Here is an 18,492-nt window from a genome sequence, read left to right on the forward strand (position 1 = left end):
TCCACCCTTTCCCTGCTCGCATGGCGTCGGACCTGGCGCTTGATGTGCTGGGTCAGCGGGTGGGTCTTGACCGCAAGTTGAATGTTCTCGATCCAATGTGTGGGTCAGGGACCGTGCTTGCTGCGGCAGTCGCGCGTGGTCACGATGCAGTCGGGACTGACATGGACCCACTCGCCGTCCTAATGTCTCGTGTGACGACGACTGAGGTCCCCGCTGATCTTGTTCTTGCAGCCGCAGAGAGTGTACGTAGTGATTGTGAGCGTGCTGAATACAACCCGCCGGAATGGCATGATGAAGCCACAACTAGGTTCGTCGAGTTCTGGTTCGCGCCGAAGCAGATCAGACAGCTCGGCATTCTCAGCAGATCGATTGCCAATGTTCCGTCCGCTGATGTGCGTCGTGTGTTGCAAGTAGCGATGTCACGGCTAATAATTACGAAGTCGCCCAAGGCGTCGTTAGCATCCGATACCTCTCACAGCCGCCCGCACCGAACCATCGAGTCAAATGAATATGATGTCTTCGCCGGTTTTGAGGGCTCAGTCCGTGCTCTTTCGCGTCTTTTGATTAACCGGAGCATACTTGGCAAGGCGACCGTTTCCCGAGGGGACGCTCGAGCGATGTTATCTGTGCCAAGTTCGTCCGTGGATCTGATGATAACTTCGCCGCCGTACCTAAATGCAATCGATTACCTACGTGGTCATCGTTTATCCCTAGTATGGTTGAACTACACCATCGGGGAGTTGCGGGCGATTCGCTCGGATTCGATCGGCGCGGAGCGCAAATTAAGTTTCGACCCATCTGATTCTGCTTCTGAGGTCATGAGGATCGTGACCCGAGATGCAGTCGACCGGGCTAGCCTCCCAAGCTCGATCATATATCGGTATGCCCATGACATGGAGCGTTTTGCAGTGGAAGCGGCACGTGTCACGAAGCCAGGCGGAGACATAGTCGCGGTGGTTGGTAATTCCACTCTCCGCGGGAACTACATACGTAACGACGAAATTACGCAGCTTGCGCTTGAGAAGTCGGGATTTACGCCCGTGGATCGGTTTGAGCGAGAGCTCCCCGAAGGACGCCGTTATTTACCCATAGGGAGAGGCACATCGGGAGAGGGCTTGGCGAAGCGCATGCGCACTGAGGTAGTGATTCGGTTGAAGCGAAATGCGTTGGGGTCTTCGTCCTGATCGGTGGCGATCTAGGAGGCCCTGGCGGACTTCGTCCTGAGCGGGTCGTTCAAGGTTGGCCACTCGGCGGTTGTTCCGGGATCATCGGCACCGGAGCGCCCGCGGGGGAGATTGCCAAGCGATCGCGCAGAATCATCAAAGGTTTTTAACGTGCGGCCCGCCTAAAGGTGCCTGTGCTGGTGAACTAGGCCGTTGACGCGCATCCCGTTCCGCGCGCCTGTCGCTGGCTATGACGGGTTACCGCGCCGGGATCTCGTTGTAGTCCTTCTTCAGCTGGTCAATTTGGGTGCAGGAGCGACGAGCGGTTCGCGAGACTAGGAAAGCAGCAGTTCTCGCGGGGATGTTTTGCGGGCGAGGCTCTTCCAGAGTGGGCACTGCGGTCGCACCGTGGCAAAGTAGCCGCGTGTGGTGGTCCTGCGGGTTGGCGCAGACGATGCGTCCGTTGACTCGGGCGACAAAGCATTTTGTGAGCGCGAGCGCAACGATCGTTTATCGTGGCGGTACCGCTGCGCTCGCTATCTTCAATCATTGGTTGGCTAGATTGCTAACGGTGACCGCTTTCGCTATTGCCGAAAGTTGCTAGACCTCTTTAGATCGACGGTCATAGCTCACGTCGTTTGCGGGCAGGTTGGCCGCCGCAAGCTTGACACCGGCCGATCTGTGGTGGGAGGGTGAGGAGTTTGTTCGCGGATCGAGTCAAGCGCTCCTGTCTAATTAGCCTTTACTGGGCTCACAGCGAGCGCTACAGTTTGTCGATCCAGGTGTCTTCGTCGCGGTCCGCCCACGCGTTCCCGGTTAGGCGCGTACTGGCCGACTCGACTCGCTGTGTCAAGCTAAGGAGAAGAGTCAGTGCTTGGCGCTGAGTTAGTTCGGCTACCGAGCTAATTCGTAAACTCGTGAGTTCTGCGACCACTTCAAATTGTTCGCGGGCAGACGTAATGCCTAACTTCCCAAACGCACGGCGGATCTGATCCCGCGTGGCTTCAGTCATCTCATGGTCACTATTAGTGGCAGGTTCGGCGTGTCGCTCGTCGCCGAAGAGCGAAGGTATTTGCTCCACGTCGTCAGTCCTCATACATCTCGCGGTACACTCCGTCACCCAGGCTGTCGTATTCCTGGGCGATCATTTCATCGCGGAATTGCTCCTGGCCTGCCTCGCTGGTCGGTAGCGCTTCGCTCGACTTGGTTGTCCTGGGATCAGGGCTAGATAGCTCGTCTGATGTGTCGTTGCTCACGGCACAACGATAGCCCCTTCGATCTAGTCCCTCCCCGTCTGGGGTCCCCGTGAGGTCACTGTGGGGCCGATCGTGATGGGTTCTCCAAGCTGATCGAGGGTGCCTTCATCACAGCCTCCCGTGCCCACGGCGTCACGGACGAGCAGCGCGAGGAGATTGTTCGCAGGCACCGCAGCCAGGCGCCGGCCTACTCCTCCGTCTCGGAAGCGAAGCGGCACGACTCAAAGCGGGGCGGAGGAGCGTCTAGCAACGTGACAATCGTGCCCATCGCCCAGCGCATCGACAAGAAGAAGTTCGTTCGTGCGGTGCTTAAGTACGACCGTTGGAAGATGGAGCAGCCCGACTACGTACGAGACGACAGTAAGGCAGCGGTCGTTTCTACCCCGATTCTTGAGCCCGCGCCAGGAGCCTCGCCTTCATCGTCTTTGGATCGACGCCGTAGAGCGCGCCAAGCTGGTTCAACGACCACCCCTGTGTCTTCAGCTCCGCCGCATCGGCCAGCTGCCGAGGGGTCAGCGTCACCTGACGCACCGGAACGTGCTGCTGCTTGAGTGCTGAGCGCACCGCTTCGCGGCTGACGCCCCACGACGCGGCGAGCTGACGGATGCACCCGCCGGCTGCGTACTCAGCGGCCAGCTTGGCCTTCTGCTCGTCGGACAACCGCACCTGGCGCTGACGAAGGGCCTGCACGCCAACCGGGGGAGCAGCCTGTTCCGGCTCGTCACCCCTGTTGATCCCGGTCCTGGCAGTCATCAGCGCGCGCTCCCATCTTTTTTGATTAGTTGCAGATAGGTGCACCATAACGATTATGATTATCATTATCATGCACATCGTAACAGAGGCCGATCGCACCAGCGAGCGGCCTTTTTTGTCAGGACCGGTACATCGATGACCTGCCGCGCGACTTCGGCGGATATTGCTACCTCTGAAGATTGAGTTCAGATTCTTTGCGAGGGACCAGCACCGGTACCAAATCAGCACTTCGGAGACCAGCGCTCCACCACTGTCGAGTTTTCCACAGACGTACCGGGGGCATGTTTCGCGCGTGAAATGAGGAGCCCTACTCGAAGTGAGGCTCCTCATCCCAAAGCGTTCTGAGATTTAGTACTCTGGAAGTGTAAGCAGATTGTCGTTCCACTGCTTGTCCGCATAAGTGCGGATGTAATCTGGAGCGTTGTCGCGGTGGACTACTCCGACGTAGGAGCTATTTCGACGATTCTGTGAGTATACGATTGCTTGGTTTGACTTTGATTCGTCAAGCCATTTCACCATTCCCTCGCGTGTCACTTCCTTTGTTTCGGTTCCACTGGCGTAACGGACGGCCGCGATGTGTTCGTTTCGCTGCCCTCCCACCATGTGACGTGCCGTAATTTCGATCATGATTCTCCTTGCAGCTTGCTGCGAAAATGTTGGTTTTGCATAGGTGTTTGTTTGAGCGGTGCTCTGACTCCACCAAGTCATCTATGCCTGACTTTATTTTACTCTTCCAGCTCATGTTTGACAATCAGTCAAATTTAAGCGCAAGCGGTTTGACCTACTCAAGCATGGTCCGGCTATTGAAACGCGCAGGAAATTGTGTTTGAATGACTCAAAAGGAGAGGCTATGTCTGACACCACCGGGGCTACGAGTGACAATCCAATTGAGAGCAACGCTTCGGACCTGCTTGAACGGTCGATCTTAGCGAGCGAGTACGTTAGGGATTTGCGTGCTCAAGATGCATCGCAAGGTCTAGTGGCCACTGTGATGGGACCATGGGGATCAGGAAAGACTTCTTTCATAAATTTGATGCGCGAGCATTTCGAGGATGAGCCTAAGCTTATTGTTCTCGACTTCAATCCTTGGTTGTACTCAGGCTCCGTTTCACTGGTAGACGTCTTCTTTCGTGAGATTGCTGCTGAGCTGCGTGTATCGGGTTCCTCTAAACTGGAATCAATTGCTAAAGGTCTAGATGACTATGGTGATATCCTCTCGCCGGTTGCGATGGTCCCTTTTGTGGGCGCCTACTTTGACCGAAGCCTTAAGTCGTTGAGGTCAGCTGGAAAATGGTGGCGAGCGAAGAAGGAGAGCGGAGCGAAGCCATTACGGACGGCCGTGTCAGATGCGCTTGCCGCGCTCGACGAGCCGATAGTTGTCGTGATTGACGATATTGATCGACTGACCACGGAAGAAATTCGCGAAATATTTAAGCTGTTTCGGCTGACAGCAAGCTTCCCAAATATCATCTACCTACTCGCATTTGACCGGGAGCGTGTCGAGTCAGCGCTAGACGAACAAAATATACCCGGGCGTTCCTACCTGGAGAAGATCGTGCAGCTGGGTTTTGACCTACCCATTCCCAGAGAGAGCGCTGTTCGCGCTGTGCTGTTCGACAGGCTAAATTCTATCATCGGCGAAGTGGAGAATATCAGATTCGACGGGAAGCGTTGGGTGGACGTTTATTTTGAAGTAGTAGAACCCTTAATCGCCAACCTCCGCGATGTGAGTAGGTTTGCAATCTCTGCGCGATCTACCCTTATCAGCCTCGGGTCTGAAATTGAGGTGGTTGATCTAGTCGCTCTCGAAGCGATAAGAATTTTCCGCCCCGAGCTTTTTCGGGGTTTGCGGGACGTGCGGTCGGAGCTAACTACTGTATCCGCTAGTTTCGGTTCTCGGTCGAACGAACGCGAGAAGGCAAAGATCGATCAATTGTTGGGGTCTGCTGGCGAGGACGTTGGGTTGGTGAAGGCCCTTGTTGCTCGCGTGTTTCCTGCTGGTCTTCAGTACACAGCAAACAATTATCACGGCTCGGGATCTGAACGTATTTGGCGGAGGAATCATCTTCTAGCACACCGCGAGAATCTCAATCATTATTTCGACCGCGTCGCTTCAGATGGTGCTCTCGCATTTCGCCAGGCGGAGCGTGCGTTTGAAGCGATGAGTAGCGAAGCAAAGTTCGCCGAAATCCTCGACAGCATCAAACCGGCTGATCTTGAAGGTGTAATTAGTGCTTTAGAAACCTACGAGGACGAGTACGATCAAGAAGCCGTCGTACCGGCGTCGACTGTGTTACTGAATCGCATCTCATACATTCCTGACCGGCCTCGAAAGGGGATGTTCGACATGATGCGCCCCGACTTAGTTGTTGGCAGGGTGATCGTTCGTTTACTGCGCACATTGACAGATGTAGCGACAAGAAAAGCAGCGGTTGAGGAGATACTCGAAGGTGTCGAAACCTGGTCGTCTCAGCTTGACCTTATTGAGTCCGTTAGTGGGGACGATGTAACTGACGGTCTTAGCGTTGATGAGGAGGTGACCGACCGTCTTCGTCAAGACTTTTTCTCACGCGTGACTGTAGGGTCCTCGGTCAATCCTGAAGCTGAATGGGCCCTACTTCGTGTCTACTACCTTAAAATTGAACGTGAGGGCGACTCCTACTCGGCGCCCACCATCGAAGACGTAGCTGAAATTAGAGCCCTGTTCGTGACGGGAAAGTCGTTGGCGACATCGAGCTCGATGGATTCCCGCTCAGTGAACGAAGAATTGCGGCTTCAGTGGGACGCGCTATTGCGCATCTTTGGTTCTGAAGAAGCACTGCACGATGCTGTTTCCTCGTTGAGAAATGCTGACGGAGAGACAGAGATTGTGCTCTTGGCAGAAAAGTACCTGAGTGGGTGGCGACCAAGTGGTGACTGGTAAGTGCACTGAAAAATGCCACGCATCACTTCCTCAGAGCACTTCCGCCGCCACCAATTCCTCCGCCTCGTCTTCCAGGACCAGAGCCTGCAGGTCTTCTTTGCCCTGCTCGACCTGACGAAGCAGTTCGACATCCATGAGTACTACGCCACGGATCGTGACTACGGCGAGCAGGAGTTCCTCGAGCACCGCAAGGAGCTCGACGTGAAGCATCCCTCGATGCGTAACGAAGTGGGCAAGAGCTTCAAGCTGATCGAGGGTGCCTTCATCACTGCCTCCCGAGCCCACGGCGTCACAGACGAGCAGCGCAAGGAAATCGTTCGTCGGCACCGCAGTCCACCGCCGGCCTACGCCTCCGTCGCGGAAGCGAAGGAGCACGACTCGAAGCGTGGCGGGGGAGCGTCCAGCAACGTGACGATCGTGCCCATCGCTCAACGCATCGACAAGAAGAAGTTCGCTCGTGCCGTGATCGCGTACGTTCGCTGGAAGATGGAGCAGCCTGACTACGTGCGGGACGACAGCAAGGCGGCGGTCGTCTCTACTCCGATTCTCGAGCCTGCGCCTGGAGCCTCGCCTTCATCGTCTTCGGATCGACGCCGTAGAGCGCGCCAAGCTGGTTCAGCGACCAGCCCCGCGTCTTCAGCGAAGCCGCATCCTCCACCTGCCGATCTGTCAGCACAACGCGACGCATCGGAACGTGCTGCTGCTTGAGCGCTGACCTCACGGCTTCTCGGCTGACGCCCCATGACGTCGCCAGCTGGCGGATGTTCCCACCGGCTGCGTACTCAGCGGCCAGCTTGGCCTTTTGCTCGTCGGACAGCCGCACCCGGCGCTGACGGAGGGCCTGCACACCAACCGGAGGAGCGGGCGGTTCCGGTTCGTCACCCCTGTTGATTCCTGTCCTGGCGGCCACCAGCGCGCGCTCCCATCTTTTTGATTAGTTGCAGATAGGGGCACCACAGTGTCGTCACCAAGACCCTTGCCAGAGAAAAACGCCGAGACGGCGCCGATCCCGGCTTCCAGGGAGCTGCTGAGGCTCCGAGCACCACTCTTTCGAGTGGTGCTTTTTTCGTGTGCTGCGAGCTGAACGGCGGTTGAGACGGTCGTGGCGAAGGGTTCGTTCAACTCGACGGTGATGGTCTCGTTCGCGTGAACGAGAACACGCGCCAGGAAGACCTGATTGACGAGCTTCTTCACGTGGTCGGGTGCCCCGCCGTAAGCGCTGGCACACTCCGCGGTCGACGCACGCCGGGCGAACGGCCCCGATAGTGGCTGGTCCTGCGTGCGGCAGCTTCGGTGCCCCGGGCCGCCGGCCCTTGCTGCCGCCCGTGTCGGGAAGCAGGGCCTGCGCTAGCGTCGCTCCATGACCACACGTGAGTTGCGCGACGAACTCGCCGCGTTCGTCGCCGAGCGGGAATGGGCGCAGTTCCACTCGGAGGAGAACCTGGCGAAGAGCATCGCCATCGAGGCGGGGGAACTGCTCGAATGCTTCCAGTGGGGCTCCGACGCCGACCGGGATGCCGTCCGTTCCGAGCTGGCGGACGTCCTCACCTATTGCCTGCTGCTCGTGGACAGGATCGGCGCCGACCCCGAGGACCTGGTGCGGTCGAAGCTCGTGCGGACGCGCGAGAAGTACCCGGTGGACAGGGCTCGGGGAAGCAGCGCCCGGTATGACGCCCTCTGACATCGAGCGGATCGTCTTCGACGGGCCGTCCGTCAAGGTCTGGGCGATGACGGACGACCGCCGCTCGAACTGGCCGGTCGTCTACGTCCTGGACGAGAGCAAGCGCCGCGCGAGGCGTCTTCCGCGGGTCTACGTCGGAGAGACGAGGAGCGCGGCGAGCCGGCTGCGGCAGCACCTGGGCTCGATCGACAAGGTCGATCTCCAGACGGCGCGCGTGATCGTCGATCCGAGGTTCAACAAGTCGGTCTGCCTCGATCTCGAGTCCTTCCTGATCAAGCTGCTCTTCGCGGAAGGGCGATTCGCCGTCCTCAATCGCAATGAGGGGATCGTCGACTCCGACTACTACGACCGGGCGGCCTACCAGGACCGTTTCGCCGAGATCTTCGAGCAGCTGCGCCTGGAAGGCCTGTTCACGCGGAGCATCGCCGAGATCGAGAACAGCGACCTGTTCAAACTGTCGCCCTTCAAGACGCTCACCTCCGAGCAGGCGGCGGCGGTTGTCGGAATCGTCGACGCGCTCGTAGAGGACCTCGGGAAGCAGACGCAGTCCACGTCGATCGTTCAGGGGGAGCCGGGGACGGGCAAGACGATCGTCGCCGTCTACCTCCTCAAGCTCCTCGCGGACGTCCGGCTGTTCGCGGAGAGGATCGACAGAGCCGAGGAGGCTCCCGGCGAGGACCGGCTGGACGACCTCGTCGAGGGCGACTCCGTCTTCTCGGACTTCTTCTTCGCCGACACCCGCGAACTGATGCGCGGGCTGCGGGTCGGGATCGTCGTGCCGCAGCAGTCTTTGCGCTCCTCGATCAAGAAGGTCTTCGCCAAGACCACAGGGCTCGACGAGAAGATGGTGCTCACTCCCTTCCAGGTCGGTGAGGACCCGGGACGCTGGGACCTCCTCGTCGTCGACGAGTCGCACCGCCTCAATCAGCGGGCCAACCAGCCGTCGGGCTCCCTCAACAAGAAGTTCACGGACATCACCACTGCGCTGTTCGGCTCCGACGATCACGCCCGGACTCAGCTCGACTGGATCCGCGCGAAGAGCGATCACCAGATCCTCCTTCTCGACGCGGCGCAGTCGGTCCGACCGGCAGACCTGCCGCGGCCCGCGATCGATGCGTTGATCCGATCCGCTCAGGAGGACGGCCGCCTGCACCGTCTGACCTCGCAGATGCGGGTGCGCGCCGGAACGGACTACGTCGGCTGGGTGCGCGCCGTCCTCGATCCGACGGCAGCAGACCTCCCCCGGCGACCGGACCTCGGGGAGTACGACCTCCGCTTCTACGACGACTTCGGAGCCCTGCGGCGCGACCTGCGGCAGCGGGAGGAGGAGAGCGGTCTGGCGCGGCTGGTCGCCGGCTACGCGTGGAGCTGGACGTCGCGGAAGGATCCGTCAGCCGCCGACATCGAGATCCAGGGAGAGCGGCTCCGCTGGAACAGCACGCAGGTCGACTGGATCGCGTCGCCCGGCTCCGCCGACGAGATGGGCTCGATCCACACCGTGCAGGGGTACGACCTGAACTACGCGGGAGTTGTCATCGGCCCGGACCTGAGGTGGGACAGCGAGAAGGGCCGGCTGAGGGTCTCCCGCTCGGATTACCACGACAAGAAGGGCAAGGAGAACAACCCGGGACGGATGGGCCGCGACTACACCGACGACGAGCTCCTGCAGTACATCGTCAACATCTACGCGGTGCTCCTGACCCGCGGGATGCTCGGCACGTACGTGTACGTCTGCGACGACGCCCTCCGGGAAAGACTCCGGACGGCCTTCGGCCCAGCGCTCACGGCCTTCTGAGGGCGTCTCGCGGGCCTTCGCTCAGGCGGCGCCGCCATGATCGAGGCTGGTACTCGACGGAAGGTTCTCTGTGAGCATGTTCAAGCGCGTTCTCGGCATGGCGTCGAAGGCGCTCGATTCGAAGAGCGGCTCGGGCTCGTCCTCGAGCGGGACGACCGATTGGCGCGACCTCGTGCGCTCCGCTGCCGACAAGGTGACAGGCGACTCGCGGAGCGGGCAGGCCCAGCCGCCTCAGCAGTACGACTCACCGCGGCGACCCTCCGCGCGCCCGCAGGACGCCCGGCCCGGGCAGCAGCCGGTGGTCACGCAGGAGGACCGCGCAGCGATCGCGCGCTACGACTACCTCCTCCGCACCGCTGACCCCGAGCAGCTCGAGCAGGTGCACCGGGACGCGTTCGCGAAGCTGACGACGGCGCAGCGCACACAGGTCGAGGCGCGGCTCCGCGAGGAGCTGCCCGCGAACGAGCAACCGCGGTCGTCCGCACCCGAGGACCTGGCGCGCGCGGCGACGCGCGGCGAGGCGAACGACCCGGGGTTCCTCAAGAAGATGTTCTCGAAGCCGGGGACCCGCGGCGCCCTCGCGGGTGCCGGCGTCGGAGCGGCGGCGGGCATCGGGCTCGGCGCGGCGGGCGGACTGCTCGCGGCGGTCGCGGGCGGCGCCGTGATCAGCAGCGTCGCCGGTCCGCTGCTCGCGCGGGCGTCCGGCCTCGGCGTGGACTTCGAGAACCTCGCCGGCGGGTTCGGCGATCTGGGCGACTTCGGTGACATCACGGGCGGCGCGGGAGAGTTCGTCTCCGGTGCGGGTGAGCACGTGTCCGGGCTGGGGGAGCAGGTGTCGGAGTTCGGCTCCGACTTCCAGCTGCCGGGGCTCGGCGACCTCGGGAACCTCTTCGACCGCTAGGCGGTCCCGGCCGGAGCGCTCCGGCGGCGGAGGAACGGCGACGCGATCGCGAGCGCCGCTCCGACGACGAGCAGGACGGCGCCCACGATCGCGACGACGGTCGTCGACCAGTCGGGGAGGTCGACGACCGTCGTGCCGTTGAGGAGCTTCCATTCACAGGCTGCGCCGAGCGGCCACCACGACCAGAAGCCGCGGACGAGCTCTCCCGCTTCGGGCGGGACACCGCCGAGGCTGACGCTGCAGACGTAGTCGAAGCCCTGACGGTCGATGTTCGCGTACTGCAGAGGCACGAGTGCGAGCGCGGCCAGGCCAGCGACGGCGAGGACGAGGCCGGCGATCAGGGCGAGACGGGCGGCCGTGAGGCGCTTCTTCACCGGTGTCGAGGCGGGGGCGCGCGGCGTCTCGGTCATCATCCGATGGTGTCATGAGCGCGGAAGGGCCGGGCGGGGGTGCGCAACTACGGCTGAGACGCGTGCATCGGTCTGATTCAGCGCTTCGCGAGAAAGTCAGCATCCGGTGCGCAAGAGTCGCCGGTGTGCTGGCGCGATCGGATGCCGTCACCAGCGTCCGCCGACCGCCCGCAGCGCGACGGCCAGCATCCCGGCCAGCGCCACCAGGACGGTCGCGATGACGAAGATCCCGGACGAGTAGCCCTCGACCATCAGCGGCAGCACTGCTCCGAGGACGGTCCCGACCTGCGTCACGGCCGTGTATGCGCTGGCGCCCGCGCCGACTCCGCCCCTGCTCGTTCGACCGAGCAGGACCAGGCCGGTGCTCTGAAAGCCGACGCCCACTACGGCGTAGAGCACCTGGGCCAGCAGCAGCACCGGATAGGTGGTCGCTAGGAGCAGGAGCGAGAACGATCCGACCCCGAAGAGGGCGATCACGACGAGGGTGACGGCGCTGCCGCGGGCCGCGCTGAGCCGACCGAGCAGAGGCAGCGCGGCCAACTCCAGTAGAGCCGATATCAGGAACAAAGGAGGCACCTCGGCAGGGCGGAGCCCGGACGAGACAGCGAACAGCGGCAGATAGATCCCCCGAAGGGTGTCGGCCGACTTGAGAAGCGCCACGAGGACAAGCGCAGTGAAGAACGCTCCGCTTCTCGCTCGAGGCGTTCCGACTTCTCCGCCATCGTGCTCGCGCGGGAACGCGCGTCCAGCGAATGGTCTGCAGGTCGCACCGATCATCGTGATGCCGCCGAACACGGAGGCGATCAAGAGAGGATCGAGCCCGAGCGCGGACACGGCCGAGTAGATGACGAGGCCGAGGATGTATCCGCCGACCGTCATCAGCCGAAGACGCGTGACCGCGGCGACCTGTTCGTCGTCACTCAGCTGCGCGGCGACGCGGCCGAAGATCTGCGGGACGATCGTGCTGACGAGGAGCAGGAGAACGCCGCTCAGCATGACGAGCACGAATGTACCTGCGGTCGCGCGGAGTGCAAGGAGGGCGACCGGGACGGCTGCGCAGGTCAGGACCAATGCGCTGCGCGGGTACCCGTGATGGCGAACTGTAGGGACGAGCAGGGTGTTGTAGACGATGGCGGCGGCCGCGTTGACGAGAAAGAACACGGCGATCTCGCCCTTTGAGTGACCGGCCGAGTCGAGGGAGACGGGAACGGCTACGCTCGTGAGGCCTCCGACGGTCGCGTTGCTCAGCAGGGTCAGGGCGACGGATTGTGGGACGCGAGCGCCAGACAGTGGTTCCTCCTTAGTCGCTGACCGGTCTAGTTGGCGCGGGCGGACGAAGGTGGATCCTCGATGTCGCCCGGGTCGTTGCGATCCGAAACTGATGCGCGCCACTGAATATCTCTCACCTAAAAGCCGTCCGACCCTATCCCCGCTGATTGAAATGTCGCGGCGAGACCGCGCCCCAGCAACAGGTCCTTCCCGCACCTCCGGGCCGTGGCCAGAAGATGCTCACCCCACACTGCAGCCAGGGGCGCCATCGCATCGCTCAGGTACACCATGTCGAATTCGCGTTCGGCGAAACCGCATCGGATCCCGATCGCGTTGAGATTGACCGGTCGCCGTGCAGTCGACCAGCCGCTCGGATGTTCGGACGCAATGGGAAAACCCGGCCCGAGCGCGACGACGGACCGTGAATGAGCTACTTCAGACATCAGTCCGACGAAAAGCATCGATGTGTCGTTCGGATGCTGACGAAGGATCTGCAGGTCAGCTCGGCTGTTCGTTGAATCTCGAGCCCACCTCGCGACGCGCTCCCACTCGGGCTGCTCCAATTGCGCCAGGGGCCTGTTGCAGATGAAGAACTCGATTTCCATATCGACACATCGATCGGCCCACTGTTCCAGGTTAGCTCGATTGCTTCTTGCTTGTTCGGCTGTATTTTCGGAGATGCTCGGCAGTTCTACGCCCCACGCGTCCTCTATCCAGTGAAGAGAAAGGCCCATCCGGCATAGCCTGTAGCCGAACTCCACATCTTCGACTCCATAAGTTGAGAAGCGCTCGTCGAAACCGCCCGCGGAGAAGAAATCCGATCGCGCCACTGCAATGTTCCGTCCCCAGTAGAAACGCCAGGGGACCGCCAGCGGAACCCGCCGGACATCGACATCCAACCACTTGTCCGATCTGTAATCAGCGTAGCCGGGCCGCGTAGCCATCTCCATGTGTCTTGTGCGCCAGTCCGGGCCGCTGACAAGAGAACGGAATGCATGGGCATCTTCGCCAGAGAAGTCCCAGCCGTAGGTCGGCCCTGCTGTACTGCGTTTACCGACTTCCACGTTCGCCGCATGGGACTGAATCAGGTTCTCGCCCGCGAGAGTGCCGCAATCGAGGAAGATCAGTGTTCTGCCCCGAGATGCTCGTGCGCCGAGATTCCTTACCGCGCTCAGGCGGAACCCGTCGTCTCGTTGGCGAGTGTATGAGATGTCAATTGCGTGTTCGAAGGCCTTGACGACCGCAACGGTATCGCTCGAAGAGCCGTCGTCTGCGACGATGACCTCATAGGTGAACGACGCCTCTTGTTGCGCTAATGTCGTCAGAGTTCTTCTCAACTCGTCAGGGCGGTCATAGGTCGGAACGACGACTGAAACCTCCGGAGAAACACCGTCTGCTTTCTGCGGGAAGATCAACGGTCCTGACATGCCTTCATCCTTTCTCGCGTACCTGGAGGCATCGCAGAGCCGGCCCTCATTGTACGTTGCGGACTGCACTCCGCGATGACGCGGTAAAGGAGTGATCGCTTCACGTCAGTTCGCTTGTGACTTCGCAATTCGATGTGCGAGACCGTAGCAGGCTGTGCCCTTCGGCGACCAGAGTGTGGCGCGCGTGGCACCCCTCGGGTCGTGAACACCAAGCGCACGCGCAGACGTGGCGCCAAGGCTCGCCCGCTGTCCAGCTCTCACAGAGCCAGGCGCGGCGAGTGTCATTTCGTGCCAGTCGTCGGCGTGGATGGCTGTGGGATATATGTTCATCATCACATCGAACCGACGAAGACCCACACGAAGAGGTGCGGAGTGATTTATCTCGATTCTGCGGCCACGTCTTTTCCCAAGGAGCATCATGTAGTGGACGCCATGAAATCCTATGCTGAACGTGGAACAAGCCCAGGCAGGTCGGGGCACCGGCTATCCGCTTGGGCTGAGGGCCAAGTCTGGGCAGCTCGTGAGTCGCTAGCAGATCTGGTCAAATGCATCGATCCGGAGCGGGTGACCTTCTCGCTGAATGCAACGATGTCTCTCAATGCGGTTGTGCACCACCTGGGCTCGATCGGGGGCCGCGTCCTGACGTCCGCTTTCGAACACAATTCAGTGGTTCGGCCACTTCATGCAGCGGCGCAGGAGGGTTCGGTCAGGCATGAGATCATTCCGCCCTCGACCAGCGGACCGTTCGATCTCGATCGACTGCAGGAGCAACTGCTTGCCGGCGGAGTCGCCGGGGTCATTGTCACCTGGGCCTCCAACGTCTCCGGTTCAGTGCTTCCGATCCGTGAAATCTCTGAAATCTGCAGAGAGGCCGGTGTTTTCATCGCCGTGGATGGGGCGCAGGCGCTTGGGTACCTTGATGTCGACGCGGGTCTTGCGGACGTGCTGGTGTTCGCTGGGCACAAGGGTTTGGGGGGACCTTTGGGTGTTGGTGGCGCTGTTGTCGGAGAAGGTGTCCGGTTGTCGCCTTTCGTCACCGGCGGATCGGGTGGACGTTCTGAAAGTCGGGATCATCCCTGCTGGCTGCCCTGGTCGCAAGAGGCGGGAACACAGAATGGGATCGGAATCGCCGGGTTAGGCGCGGCTCTGAGGCTGTTGGACGGGGCCGAGATCGCCAGAAGGCGGCGTCGAGCAACCGATTTGCGAGAACGATTCGTTACTGGTCTCAGTGGTGGTGGCGCGGTCACCCTCATCGAATCGCCCAGCGCCGAAGAACCTGTCGGAGTGGTGTCGTTCCGGATGAACCGTGTGACCCCGAGTGTTGCTGCTTCGCTCCTCGAAGAACGCTTCGACATTCTCGTTCGCGCCGGACTGCATTGCTCTCCTCTGGCCCACGAGACTCTCGGCACAGGCGATGGCGGGACTGTCCGGGTGAGTTTCGGGCCGAGAACTACGACAAATGAGGTCGATCTAGCACTTGCCGCAGTCCAGTCCATCTCATCGAGTTCGAGCGAAAGGAAATGATGAAGAATGTCGGTCACCTGGGACCCCGAATGCGTCTTCTGCAGGTCGAATCCGCGTCGAGTGTGGGAGGAAGACGGACTCGCGGTCTGTTCTGATCCAGCTCCCCTTCGGCAGGGTCACCTCCTCATCTACACAACCGGGCACTATCCATCGGCCGCAGACATGGATGCGCAGGCGGCAGAGCGGCTCGACGCATTGGAGGCCGACCTCGGTAAGCGCATCTGTGCAGAGTTCGGGGACTACGTTCTGTTCGAGCACGGGCGTACCGGTCACTGTCTTCGAAGTCGTCCTGGAGAGCGCCTCTGTCATCACATGCACGTCCACATGATCCCCGGCGCCCTAGACCTGCGGGGCTATGCAGGAATAGCGCAAGAGATCGAGATCTCATCATGGCGAGACGTCCTAGCCCTTGGTAGCGATGTCGATGGCTACGTTGTCATCGGCAATGCGCACGAAAAGGTCGCCGCGCCATTGACGCGCTCTCTTCCTCCGCATCACCTGCGTACGGTGATCGCGCGAGCGAACGCAACTCCAGATCTCGCCGACTGGGAACTCGCTCTCGCGGGAGAAGAGGTGGGCCTGGTCGCCGCTGCATCGCATTCGACTGTCGTCGCGCTCGTTGAGAATTTTCGGTTTGCGAGGGCGACATGAAGCGCCCCGTTGTACTGCATGTCTCGTGGGGAAGGGGGAACGGCCACGTCACGCGCCTGGTAGCCATAGGTCGGGCTTTTCACTCCGCGGGTTGGGACTGTGTTCTACTCGGTCGGCAGAATGCGGTGCACGATCGATTGGTCTCGAAGGCGGGAATCTTCACGACGGCCTATTACCGCGAAGGTGTCGCAGACATCGACCCATGGGCAGAATGGGGAGATCCTGGCGTGTTCGATAAAGCAGTCGTTGCTGACGTCGCTGTGCTCCAGCGGTTCAGGCCGGACCGGGTGATCAACGATAACCGATTGTCGATGATCGTAGCTTGCGCTTCGCTCTCCATCCCGATCGTCACGCTATGCCAAGACAATCAGCTCGTCGGCTACCGCTATCAGGGCGAGGGAGTGTCCGAGATCTGGACCGGACCGCTCATGGCGGTCAACGAGGCTCTTGGGCGGCGAGGGCTTCCCCTGGTCGATCGAGATGTTCGAGAACTGTTCGAACGCGGGCTGATCGCAATACCGAGTGCGCCGAGTCTTGACGTAATGGAGAGCCGCGTCGGTATGAGAGAAGTGGTTTTCACTGGCGTTCTCGGACCGGTCAAAGCGGGTCTGCATGGATCCGGGTTGCTGTTCTATCGGACGGTAGGAGGAATCGACTCGGAGTTCCTGCACGCTTTCGAGAACTGGGAAGGAGAAATCTATGTGGCGACCGGAGACCAGGCGTCAGCGGATTCGTATCGACATGTCCCGGACGCCATCCACGTCGCGGCTCTCTGGGATCTCGAAGAAGTGTTTCCGGAGCTGGCTGCCGTCGTGCATCACGGAGGACATGGAATCGCGACGACGTGCGTGGCATCAGGGGTGCCAGCCGTCATTCTTCCAGGTCACAATCCGGAGAGGCGTTCGAACGGGTATCGGGTGGAGTTGTCGGGGTGGGGGAAGGTGCTCGGTCCACTTTCAGCGGAGGGTACTCGATGGGGCCCGGCCGTCGATGTGACCGGAGACCGTCCTCCGTGGAGCGATGTCCGTGGTGCAGTCGACGCTCTCCGGGCCCCCGACGTCGACGCGGGCGGGTCCGTCGCGTCAGCATCAGAGCTCGTCCGGCTGCTGACATGACGAGGGAGAAGCTCGTCCGAGACGGTGTACCGGCACTGCTCCGGGGTCTCGGTGTCGACGCGCGCTTCAGATCCGTCGATGCCGGCGAGCGGCGGGCCTGGCTCCTGGCGAAGCTGAAGGAGGAATGCGACGAGGTCCTGGCTGCCCCGTCCGTCGAAGAGCTGGCGGACGTCGCGGAAGTCCTGCATGCGCTCGCGTCGGAGCTCGGAGTGGCCTGGAGCGAGGTCGAAGCGGTGCGCGAGAGGAAAGGAGCGGACCGCGGAGTGTTCGACGCCGGAGTCGTGATGCGACTCTCCGAGTAGCACTCTGCTCGCGCGGCGGCGTCGTACCCTCGACTGCATGGGGTTCGTCTTCTCGCTGGTGATCATCGTCCTGACCGTGCTCGCGCTGGTCGACGTCGTACGGCAGCCGGACAACATCATCAAGAACCTGCCCAAGATCGTGTGGATCCTGCTGATCTTCTTCCTCCCGCTCATCGGCGTCTCGCTGTGGTTCCTGCTCGGGCACGACTGGAAGCGCGGCGACGGCGGATCCTTCGTGCCGGGCGGCCGAGTGCCCCGCCGCCGGAAGCAGGCGCCGCCGCCGATGGTGGTGCGGCCCGCTCCGAAGAGCACCGAGGAGCAGCTCGCCGACCTCGAGCGCGAGGAGGCGCACTACGCGCGGCTCGCGGAGGAGCAGCGTCGCCGCCGCGAGGGGGAGCGACCGCTCGACGCGTGAGCGGCCGCTCCGGAGGCCGCTACTTCGAGAAGTTCGACGCCGTCCACTGGATCGAGGCGATCTTCGCCTGGCCCGCGACGCTCGGGTGGAAGTAGTCGGTGGTCCCGATCAGGCCCTTGGTGACGGGGGTCGCGGTGAGCGCTCCTCCGTCCCAGTCGCAGAGCTGACCGGCGGCGCTGCACGCCGTCTGCAGCGCGGTGTTGTACTGCGTCGTCCGCGTCTTCGCGGCAGCGGCGGAGGCGGCCGCGGCGGTGCTGCTGAGCCTGCGGCCGGTGGAGCTGACGCCGCGCGTGGTCCGGCAGAGGTCGCCGCCCGCCCAGACGAGCGCGCCGACTCCGGTCTTCACGACCGACCACTCGGAGGCCACGTTCGGCATCGACGAGAGGACGATGCGGGCGGAGGGCCACGTGGTGCGGATCTTCGTGATCGCGGCGGAGGCTCCGGTGCGGAACGTGCTCGCCGGGGTCATCGTGTAGCCGTCGGAGGCGACGCGGTTGTCGGGCGAGCAGAGGTCGTTGCCGCCGATGAGCAGGGTGACGACGTCCGGCCGCACGCCGGCGGCGACCGCGGCGTCGATCCGCGAGGGGACCTGCGCGACGACGTCGCCGGTGGTGGCGAAGTTCGCAGTCGTGACGGTGGTGCCGGGGAGCGCGGTCCGCAAGCGGGAGGCGAAGGAGTTCACGGAGGAGCTGGTGCCGGTGGACCAGTTGTTGCGGGGGCAGTCCGCGAAGGAGCCGCAGGTCCCGTAGGCCTGGGTGATGGAGTCGCCGAGGCTCAGCACCGAGAGGGTGGCGGGAGTGGCGGCGGCGGCGGCCTGCGCCGGGAGCAGCGCGGCGGCGAGGGCGAGCGCGGCTCCGACGGCGAGGGCGCGGACGCGGCGGCTCGGGGTCGGCGGGCGGGAGGGGGA

At 62.1% G+C, this 18,492-nt stretch carries 18 protein-coding genes; 11 read left to right on the forward strand and 7 right to left on the reverse strand.

Annotation, left to right across the window (positions count from 1 at the left end; translation table 11 throughout):
* Positions 1-20 precede the first annotated feature (20 nt).
* Positions 21-1,184, forward strand: coding sequence for a hypothetical protein (locus C5B95_RS17150; RefSeq protein ID WP_146076532.1), 1,164 nt, complete (start codon positions 21-23; stop codon positions 1,182-1,184).
* A 1,064-nt stretch (positions 1,185-2,248) separates the two neighbouring features.
* Here C5B95_RS17150 and C5B95_RS17435 read toward each other — a convergent pair.
* The 3 genes from C5B95_RS17435 to C5B95_RS18075 form a co-directional block, all read right to left on the reverse strand.
* Positions 2,249-2,419 (reverse strand): hypothetical protein, encoded by a 171-nt coding sequence (locus C5B95_RS17435; RefSeq protein ID WP_181068025.1) that lies wholly within the window; start codon positions 2,417-2,419, stop codon positions 2,249-2,251.
* A gap of 378 nt (positions 2,420-2,797) precedes the next feature.
* Complete coding sequence (locus C5B95_RS07370) at positions 2,798-3,172, reverse strand: hypothetical protein (RefSeq protein WP_146076533.1); 375 nt, start codon at positions 3,170-3,172, stop codon at positions 2,798-2,800.
* Between the two features lie 348 nt (positions 3,173-3,520).
* Positions 3,521-3,880 (reverse strand): DUF3892 domain-containing protein, encoded by a 360-nt coding sequence (locus C5B95_RS18075; protein ID WP_104348843.1) that lies wholly within the window; start codon positions 3,878-3,880, stop codon positions 3,521-3,523.
* Positions 3,881-4,022: 142 nt separating this feature from the next.
* Here C5B95_RS18075 and C5B95_RS07380 point away from each other — a divergent pair, with 142 nt between their 5' ends.
* The 5 genes from C5B95_RS07380 (at position 4,023) to C5B95_RS07405 (ending at position 10,472) form a co-directional block, all read left to right on the forward strand.
* Positions 4,023-6,095 carry a P-loop NTPase fold protein gene (locus tag C5B95_RS07380; RefSeq protein ID WP_104348844.1) on the forward strand — a complete coding sequence of 691 codons (2,073 nt, stop codon included), beginning with the start codon at positions 4,023-4,025 and terminating at the stop codon, positions 6,093-6,095.
* 12 nt (positions 6,096-6,107) lie between these two features.
* Positions 6,108-6,803, forward strand: a complete 696-nt coding sequence (locus C5B95_RS17155) for a hypothetical protein (RefSeq protein WP_146076534.1) — start codon at positions 6,108-6,110, stop codon at positions 6,801-6,803.
* A gap of 652 nt (positions 6,804-7,455) precedes the next feature.
* The gene (locus C5B95_RS07395) at positions 7,456-7,776 is read left to right on the forward strand and encodes a nucleotide pyrophosphohydrolase (RefSeq protein WP_104348847.1); all 321 of its coding nucleotides are present in this window, start codon (positions 7,456-7,458) and stop codon (positions 7,774-7,776) included.
* Entirely contained in the window at positions 7,763-9,571 is a 1,809-nt protein-coding gene (locus tag C5B95_RS07400) for a DUF2075 domain-containing protein (protein WP_104348848.1), read from the forward strand. The genes C5B95_RS07395 and C5B95_RS07400 overlap by 14 nt, the downstream gene beginning before the upstream one ends.
* 76 nt (positions 9,572-9,647) lie before the next feature.
* Positions 9,648-10,472, forward strand: a complete 825-nt coding sequence (locus C5B95_RS07405; protein ID WP_258059860.1) for a hypothetical protein — start codon at positions 9,648-9,650, stop codon at positions 10,470-10,472.
* Here the strand turns inward: C5B95_RS07405 and C5B95_RS07410 are convergent.
* From C5B95_RS07410 to C5B95_RS07420, 3 genes are all read right to left on the reverse strand, one after another.
* Entirely contained in the window at positions 10,469-10,882 is a 414-nt protein-coding gene (locus C5B95_RS07410; RefSeq protein ID WP_146076535.1) for a hypothetical protein, read from the reverse strand. The two genes, C5B95_RS07405 and C5B95_RS07410, sit on opposite strands and share 4 nt — an antisense overlap.
* A gap of 147 nt (positions 10,883-11,029) precedes the next feature.
* Positions 11,030-12,274 carry a hypothetical protein gene (locus C5B95_RS07415; RefSeq protein ID WP_146076536.1) on the reverse strand — a complete coding sequence of 415 codons (1,245 nt, stop codon included), beginning with the start codon at positions 12,272-12,274 and terminating at the stop codon, positions 11,030-11,032.
* Positions 12,275-12,288: 14 nt separating this feature from the next.
* Positions 12,289-13,578 (reverse strand): glycosyltransferase, encoded by a 1,290-nt coding sequence (locus C5B95_RS07420; protein WP_104348851.1) that lies wholly within the window; start codon positions 13,576-13,578, stop codon positions 12,289-12,291.
* 372 nt (positions 13,579-13,950) lie between these two features.
* Between C5B95_RS07420 and C5B95_RS07425 the strand changes: the two genes are divergently transcribed.
* From C5B95_RS07425 to C5B95_RS07445, 5 genes are all read left to right on the forward strand, one after another.
* Entirely contained in the window at positions 13,951-15,102 is a 1,152-nt protein-coding gene (locus tag C5B95_RS07425; RefSeq protein WP_181065646.1) for an aminotransferase class V-fold PLP-dependent enzyme, read from the forward strand.
* A gap of 162 nt (positions 15,103-15,264) precedes the next feature.
* Positions 15,265-15,753 (forward strand): hypothetical protein, encoded by a 489-nt coding sequence (locus tag C5B95_RS17160; protein ID WP_146076537.1) that lies wholly within the window; start codon positions 15,265-15,267, stop codon positions 15,751-15,753.
* A gap of 125 nt (positions 15,754-15,878) precedes the next feature.
* Positions 15,879-16,868 (forward strand): glycosyltransferase, encoded by a 990-nt coding sequence (locus tag C5B95_RS17165; RefSeq protein ID WP_146076538.1) that lies wholly within the window; start codon positions 15,879-15,881, stop codon positions 16,866-16,868.
* Positions 16,865-17,170 (forward strand): nucleoside triphosphate pyrophosphohydrolase, encoded by a 306-nt coding sequence (locus C5B95_RS07440; RefSeq protein ID WP_104224621.1) that lies wholly within the window; start codon positions 16,865-16,867, stop codon positions 17,168-17,170. Before C5B95_RS17165 ends, C5B95_RS07440 begins: the two co-directional genes overlap by 4 nt.
* Positions 17,171-17,207: 37 nt before the next feature.
* On the forward strand, positions 17,208-17,585 hold the full coding sequence (locus C5B95_RS07445) for a PLD nuclease N-terminal domain-containing protein (RefSeq protein ID WP_104291645.1): 378 nt from the start codon (positions 17,208-17,210) through the stop codon (positions 17,583-17,585).
* A gap of 19 nt (positions 17,586-17,604) precedes the next feature.
* On the opposite strand, the gene C5B95_RS07450 is transcribed toward C5B95_RS07445, so the two are convergent.
* The coding region (locus C5B95_RS07450) for a GDSL-type esterase/lipase family protein (protein WP_104348853.1) at positions 17,605-18,492 on the reverse strand (888 nt) is incomplete at its 5' end.

Origin of the sequence: Rathayibacter sp. AY1A7, from assembly GCF_002930845.1 — a bacterium.
Taxonomy (GTDB): domain Bacteria; phylum Actinomycetota; class Actinomycetes; order Actinomycetales; family Microbacteriaceae; genus Rathayibacter.